Raw genomic sequence first — 6,730 nt, forward strand, 5'->3', positions numbered from 1 at the left:
TGCACGTACGTGCCTGGCCAGAAGCCGTGGTCACGGCTCTGACGAGAGGGCTCGCGTTCGCGTCCGCCTCCTGTTGGCACACAGTCCTTATCAGACACCCTTGCCCGCACCATCAGCCTGCTCCCGCCAGTGGGCAAGGTAGTCCCGGGTGATTACGGTGTCGGGGTGGTCGGGGCCCAGCACCCGCAGCCGGTCGGCCAGCAGCTCGGCGAACGCGCTGGCGGCCCCGGCCGCATCCCCCGTCTCCCCCCACCACCGGGCGAGGGGCGCACGATGGCGTCCCTGGTGGGCCTGCTGCTCGTCAGCAAACGCCCCAGCAGTGATGCCTCCGCCCGCCTGGCGCGCACCCAGGCGATGAACGTGGCCGCGGAGCTGCAGTGGAACCTGACGCCGCCGCGTTCCTTCGCCAACCGGGACGTGGTGATCGCCGCCGCGATGGAGCCGGCCTACGAGATCGGCGGTGACGCCTTCGACTACGCCGTCGCCGGCGATCACGTCCACCTCGCCGTCTTCGACGCCATGGGACACGACAGCCACGCCGGACTGGCCGCCAATCTGGCGGTCTCCGCCTGCCGCAACAACCGCCGCCAGGGAACCGCCCTCATCACCACCAGCGAGCGAGTGGAACAGGTACTGCTGGACCACTTCGGACACAACACCTACGTCACCGCGATCCTCGCCGACATCAACGCCCGCACCGGGCTGCTCAGCTGGATCAGCCGCGGCCATCACCCGCCGGTCCTGATCCGCGGCGGACGCCGGATCACCTCGCTGCCCTGCCCGCCCGCACACCCCCTGGGCACCGAACTCGGCATCCGCGCCACGCTCTGCCGCGAGCAGCTTGAACCCGGCGACCGCATCCTGCTCTACACCGACGGCGTCATCGAAGCCCGTGACGCAACGGGGCATGAATTCGGTCTCGCGCGCTTCACCGACTTCATCATCCGCCAGCACGCCGACGGCCTCTCGGTCCCCGAAACCCTACGCCGCCTCATGAGCGCCGTCCTCACTCACCACGGCGACAGGCTCCGCGACGACGCCACCGTCGTCTGCCTGGAATGGCACGGCCCCAGCCGCAACACTGAACTACGCCCCACCCGGGGCCCACAAGCCGGATAATGCCACCCGCGGGAACGCCACGCCCTCACCGTCTGACATCCAAGCGGGCAGTGACGAGCGCTCAGGCGTACCCGGGATGTACCGGCCCACTTCGGGCGGGCATCGAGGAACTCACCGAACGCAAGCCTTGCACCCGAGGTGACCGAATGCTGGACACGACCACCCGCCACCGCCCCGCCGGAGAGTTCCTCTTGACCTGAGGGCCCCGGTGTCACACCGCACAGCCGCCCCCGGGCCTTTCCGCCAGGGCCTCGTCGCGGACACGGGCGCAGCTGCGGCTGATCAGCCGGGAGACGTGCATCTGGGAGATGCCGAGGCGGTCGGCGATGCGGCTTTGCGTCATGTCCTCGAAGAAGCGCATGTAGAGGATGGCCCGCTCGCGTTCGGGCAGCCGGCGCAGGCCGTTCTTGGCGGCCTCCCGGTCGACCACGACGTCGTAGGCGGCCTCCGCGGCGCCCATGGTGTCGGCGAGGCTGTGGCCGCCGTCGTCGCCGGAGGAGAGTTCGGCGTCCAGCGAGAGCGTGCTGAAGCTTTCCAGCGCCTCCATGCCCGCTACGACGTCCTCCTCGCTCAGCCCGGTGTGGGCGGCTATGTCAGCCAGGGTGGGTTCCGGGCTTCCGGGGTGCTGGGTGAGTTCCCTGCGCGCCACGCGCACCCGGTTGCGCAGTTCCTGGACGCGGCGCGGCACCCTGAGGGCCCACAGGCGGTCCCGGAAATGCCGCTTGACCTCGCCGGTGATGGTCGGCACGGCGTAGCTCTCGAAGGCACCGCGGGAGGGTTCGAAGCGGTCGACGGCCTTGACCAGTCCCAGCGCGGCGACCTGCCGCAGGTCCTCGATGGACTCACCACGGTCGCGGAAGCGTGAGGCGATCCGGTGGGCCATGGGCAGCCAGGCGGTGACGAGTTCGTCGCGCACGGCGTCCCGTTCCGGGCCGTCCTCCAGTTCCGCGAGGCGGGCGAACAGCTCCATGGTGTCGGGGGCGTCGTCATGACTGCGCCGGGTGGACGGCGTGGCGGCGGATCCGGTCTCCGATGCGCCGGAACGGCTTGTCGGCATGGTCATGAGCATGAGGGTGGGCTCCTGAGCGATCTCACGGCGACCGCGGAGACGGTGCCCCCGGGTCGGCCCGAACAACGGCTGTCAGGGTTTGCCGCACGGGAATGGCCGCGGCCGCTGGACGGAGCCGGGCCCTGTCCCGCTGGGCACGCGCCTCTGGTCCGAAGCACGAAATTCCGCTTGCCCCTGCGTTCCGCCTGCAAACCAGACATGCACCCGCGATGGCTCTCTCGGCGGAGGTGTGCACAAGCTCCAGGTCCGCCCTCCGCGTCCGGACCGGGCCTATGCCCGATTCCGCACTGCGCGGGCTCCTCGCGCGATCCCGCGGTTCGCCTCCGGGTGACTGCGTCGGTTGCGGAAGCACCTGCGCAAGCGGATCCGTGGAGCGTTGCAGCAGCGTGGCCGCGTTGCCCCAACGCATGTGCCGGCCTTTGCCGGAAGCGGCGGGCCGGGAGGCACCTCACCCATACGGGCCCGTTCTTTTGTCGGGCGTCGAGGTGCGGGCCCCATGGCGCTGGGATCACCCGCGTGGGCGGCGTGGTGCCTGGTCCGGAGGTGTCCGCGGCACCGCGGAGTGGGCTGTGTGGTGGAGCTGCCTGAGGGGCGCCTGCGGGGCCGGGTATGAAGCTCGGGCGAGGGATGCGTCACCAGCGCGCGGTCTGCGGCATCGCGGAGCAGCCCAGCGAACTCGTGCCCACCACCGAGGGAGAGCCACGCATGACCGCACAATTCCGCGTACGAAACAGCAACAGCCACCCGACTGTGCCAAGTCATGACGAGCAAGTGGCGCAACTCGTGAAGACAGTTGCCGAGCTCCGCCAGGCCCTCTCCTCCCACGAGACCTCGGCCAGGCCGTCGGCGTGCTGGTCTGCCTTTACCAACTCAGCCCCGACGACGGCTTCGCCGCACTTCGCGTGACCTCACAACTTGCCAACATCAAGTTGCACACGATCGCCCAGGACGTCATTACCTGGGCGCATACCCACAAACCACTAGCCGCGCCCACCAAGAAGGCGCTGGAGGAGGCTCTGCGCCCCCTCCCGCCGGCGGGCGGCACCGCGAGCTGATCACCGTCACGGGTGGGACACGTCGTCGCCATCGGCTTCCACCTACGCGCGCATCACGCCAAGCTGCTCCCGGTAGTCGCCCACCGGCGCCCACCTCCTGCGTCCAGCTCGCGGACACACAGCGCGGGCGACGTCGAGCGGAGGGCGCCGTACTGGTTCAGGCGCGCTCGGCTGCGGTGACGCGGATGGTGCTCAGATCGGTGCTGGCCGCGTCCGGGAGGTTCATGCCGGCGGTGTGACCGCTCGTGAGGTAGCGCAGCAGGGGTTCGGTGAGGCGTTCGCCGGGCAGCACGGCCGGGATGCCGGGCGGGTAGGGGGTGATCATCTCTGCCGCGATACGGCCGGCAGCCTGGTGCACGGGCACGTCCTCGGCCGGCCCGAAGAACGCGTCTCGTGGCAGCTGTGCCTGTTCCAGCCGCAACTCGGCGGGCTGCGGAACGTCCACGCGCGGCCCGGCCGGCAGGTCCGGTGCCGCGTGGGTCAGGTCCTTGAGGGCGCTCAGCAGTTCCTTCGCTGTCTCCTCATCGTCGCCGTGCGTGATCTGCGCGCCGATGCGCCGGTGGTCGGTGAGATGGGCATCGATGCCGCGGTGCTCGCGCAGCCAGTCGGCCGCCTGATAGCCGGTGGTGCCGAGCTGGGAGATGTCGATGATCACGGGCAACGGATCGAAGTCATCCGCGAGGCCGGGTGCGCAGAAGTCGGCGCGGTCGTTGACGTGCAAGCCGTCCATGTCCTCGATCGCGGACCGGACGTCGGCTGCCAGCTGCAGCGCCCGGTCCGTGAGTGCGTGGCCGTGCAGGGCCATCTGGCGTCGCCACCCGTCCAGGCCGGCGTAGATGAGGACCGAGGGGCTGGTCGTGCCCAGCAGGTCGGCACGCATCTTCAGCAGCTGCGGCGGCACGAGGTCGCCCTGGAGGTGGAAGACGGATCCCTGCTCCAGACCGCTGCCCATTTTGTGGATGCTGGTCACGCAGATGTCGGCGCCGGCGTCCATCGCCCACGTCGGCAGGTCGGGGTGGAAGGGCAGGTGCGCGCCCCAGGCCTCGTCCACGATGAGCGGCAGCCCACGCTGGTGGCAGACCCCGGCGACGGCGCGCAGGTCCGCGCATGCGCCGTAGGGGGTGGGGCTGGTGATCAGCGCGCCCTTGGCATCCGGATGCGCGCGGAATGCAGCCTCGAACTCGTCCGCCGAGGGCGGATGGGCGATCGCCCGCTCCGCGTCCCAGCGCGGCTCCACCCAGACCGGCTCGATCCCGGAAAGGACGAGACCGGAGACTACTGACTTGTGGGCGTCCCGGCCGATGAGCAGCTTCTCGTGCGGGCCGGCCACCGCGAGCATGGCCGCCTTGACCGACAGCGAGCTGCCGCAGGTGGTGAAGAAGGTGTGCTCGGCATGGACCGCGTCCGCCAGCAGCTCCTCGGCACGCTGCAGCACCCGGTCCCGCATCAGCCGGTCGTCGAGGCCGCCGGAGGCGAGCACGTCCCCGAAGAACACCGCATCCCCCAGCGCGTCCCGGACCGCGGGATCCGCGCCGCGCGCCTGCTTGTGGCCGGGAGGCGTGAACGACAGGCGTCCCGCCTGCCGAAACTCGACAAGTGCTTCCAAAACTGGTGCTTCAGTGTGATCGACAGCCATGCCGCTCGGGTTCCCGAGGGGCGCCCGACCACGCGTGCGCTGGTTTCGCCCGGACGGCCGCGCCCGCTGGGACCGCCTCTACGAGCGCCTGTCTCGCTCGGGCACGAAGTCGCCATCGGCAAGGGAAGAGGGGACCGCTGCTTCGGCTGTCGAGGGGGTACCGGGTTCGTCGTCGCGGCGGGCCCGTACGCAACGGACCATCTCCTCGGCGTAGGGCAGGACAATGCAGAGGCCGACTCCGGCGGCGATGGCGCCGAGGTATCCGGCGGACAGTGGCCGCTCCTTGGGAAGGAGCTTCCAGTGGTCGGCGCGGCCGCCGCCCCTGATGGCTTTGCGGACCTGGTCCCAGTGCAGGCAGGTGGTGAAGGCTGCGGCCGTCAGCGGCAGCACCTCGAGGAAGCTGTGGATGTGCTGTTCGACGGGCGTGACCTCACGCTTGTCGGTGGCCAGCGACACGTCCCACAGCGCCGTGGCCCCGTGTGCGAGGGCGGCGCCGCCCATGAGGGAGAGCACCAGCGGGTTCACCTTGGCTGTCAGGCCCGCAACGACCGGCAGGCCCGCCTCGGTCATCATCAGGGCGTGGATCCCTGATTCGCGCACCCCGCTCGTGTGCTCGATATCGGAGCGGCGGTGCATCACCCAGTCGGCGACAGCCGGTACGAACCACAGAGGCATGACCCCGTACAGCAGAAACCGGCGGTTGGTGTTCTCGACGTCGTCGGCACCATGGGGGATGCGCAGGGTGGGGCCGGAACGCCAGCGCTGCCAGCGAGTTAACGCGGATCGGCGAGCAATACGCATGAATGCCTTTCTCGTCGGTGACACACGCGGTGCAGATATCTGACCGCTCACCCCTCGCGGGGCGCCGCACTGCCGGGGCGGGCGCCGGTGGCGGCCTCACCCGTCGGGGCGCCAGCGGCGCCCTGTCCGTCAGCGCCCGACTGCCTTGCGCAGCTGGTCCTTGTTCATCGAGGAGCGACCCTCGATGTTCTTCCTTTTGGCCTCTTCATAAAGCTGATCCCTGGTGGGGCCCTGCGCACCGCCGCCGGAGCGCTCGCCGCCACGCTGCGACGCGGACTTCTCGTCGCCGGTAGAAGTCTTGCTGGCCGTCTTCGACTCCCCCGACCTCGCCCGCTCCTTGTTGACCGTCCGCGCGGCGATTTCCTTCGCCCGCCCCGCAGACGCACCGCGCTTCTGCGCGCCCTCCTTGATGTGCTCGTACTGACGCTCACGCTTGGGACTGGATCCTGCTGGCATGACACCTCTTCACCCACTGACGAGGACGGGTCACTCCTGAAAACGCGTTCCCGCCCCGGGGCAACCCACACAGCAGAAACGCAGCCACCACTCCATCCCAAGACAGCACGGGCCGCGATGCGACAAGGCCGATCGGCGGCGTCATCGCGAGGCTCGTATGACGGGCCGTCGGCAGGGCAGAAACTTGACGTGCACTTCGCCGGATGCCGGCTCGACCTGCACCGCGTGGCCGGTCTGCGTGAGGATCACCGTCGCGTGCCGCAGAGCCATCCGCATCCCCTTATACCCCGTCACGTGGTGTGCTGGCCCGGTCCCCGGTCCTCGGTGCGGGCTCCCAGGTCACCACCACAGCATCCGCCTCACGGCGCACCCCAGTCCGTCCGTGTCGCTGTCGGACGAAGCGAGATCGAAGCGTCCACGCGCTGCAGCGTGCGGCACACATCCGCCAGCAGATCGTCGTCGTCACCCGCACCAGTCGCACAGGGACAATGGACCGCTACTAGTACTCCAGCCGTAGTTCGGTATCTGGGCTGGTCAGCGGCCTGGTGGCGTGGAGTGTAGCGGGGCGCCAGGTGGGCGGGACGGACTTCCCCA

Annotated in this window: 5 protein-coding genes and 1 pseudogene; 2 read left to right on the forward strand and 4 right to left on the reverse strand. The window is 69.8% G+C overall.

Going from position 1 to position 6,730, the window contains the following annotated elements:
- Positions 1-165: 165 nt before the first annotated feature.
- Positions 166-1,119, forward strand: a complete 954-nt coding sequence (locus ACF08B_RS33270; RefSeq protein ID WP_392320785.1) for a PP2C family protein-serine/threonine phosphatase — start codon at positions 166-168, stop codon at positions 1,117-1,119.
- Positions 1,120-1,330: 211 nt separating this feature from the next.
- Here the strand turns inward: ACF08B_RS33270 and ACF08B_RS33275 are convergent, their stop codons facing one another.
- On the reverse strand, positions 1,331-2,188 hold the full coding sequence (locus tag ACF08B_RS33275; RefSeq protein WP_392320786.1) for a SigB/SigF/SigG family RNA polymerase sigma factor: 858 nt from the start codon (positions 2,186-2,188) through the stop codon (positions 1,331-1,333).
- A gap of 845 nt (positions 2,189-3,033) precedes the next feature.
- On the opposite strand from ACF08B_RS33275, the pseudogene ACF08B_RS33280 reads away from it, so the two are divergent.
- Positions 3,034-3,243: pseudogene (locus ACF08B_RS33280) on the forward strand (ANTAR domain-containing protein); the annotation flags it as partial.
- Positions 3,244-3,400: 157 nt separating this feature from the next.
- Here the strand turns inward: ACF08B_RS33280 and ACF08B_RS33285 are convergent.
- The 3 genes from ACF08B_RS33285 to ACF08B_RS33295 form a co-directional block, all read right to left on the reverse strand.
- Positions 3,401-4,879: an aminotransferase class I/II-fold pyridoxal phosphate-dependent enzyme gene (locus ACF08B_RS33285; protein ID WP_392320787.1), complete on the reverse strand. Its 1,479-nt coding sequence runs from the start codon at positions 4,877-4,879 to the stop codon at positions 3,401-3,403.
- Between the two features lie 78 nt (positions 4,880-4,957).
- Positions 4,958-5,680, reverse strand: coding sequence for a diguanylate cyclase (locus ACF08B_RS33290; RefSeq protein ID WP_392320788.1), 723 nt, complete (start codon positions 5,678-5,680; stop codon positions 4,958-4,960).
- 129 nt (positions 5,681-5,809) lie between these two features.
- The gene (locus ACF08B_RS33295; protein ID WP_392320789.1) at positions 5,810-6,136 is read right to left on the reverse strand and encodes a plasmid stabilization protein; all 327 of its coding nucleotides are present in this window, start codon (positions 6,134-6,136) and stop codon (positions 5,810-5,812) included.
- Positions 6,137-6,730 lie beyond the last annotated feature (594 nt).

The organism is Streptomyces sp. NPDC015139, from assembly GCF_043079785.1.
Taxonomy (GTDB): domain Bacteria; phylum Actinomycetota; class Actinomycetes; order Streptomycetales; family Streptomycetaceae; genus Streptomyces; species Streptomyces albidocamelliae.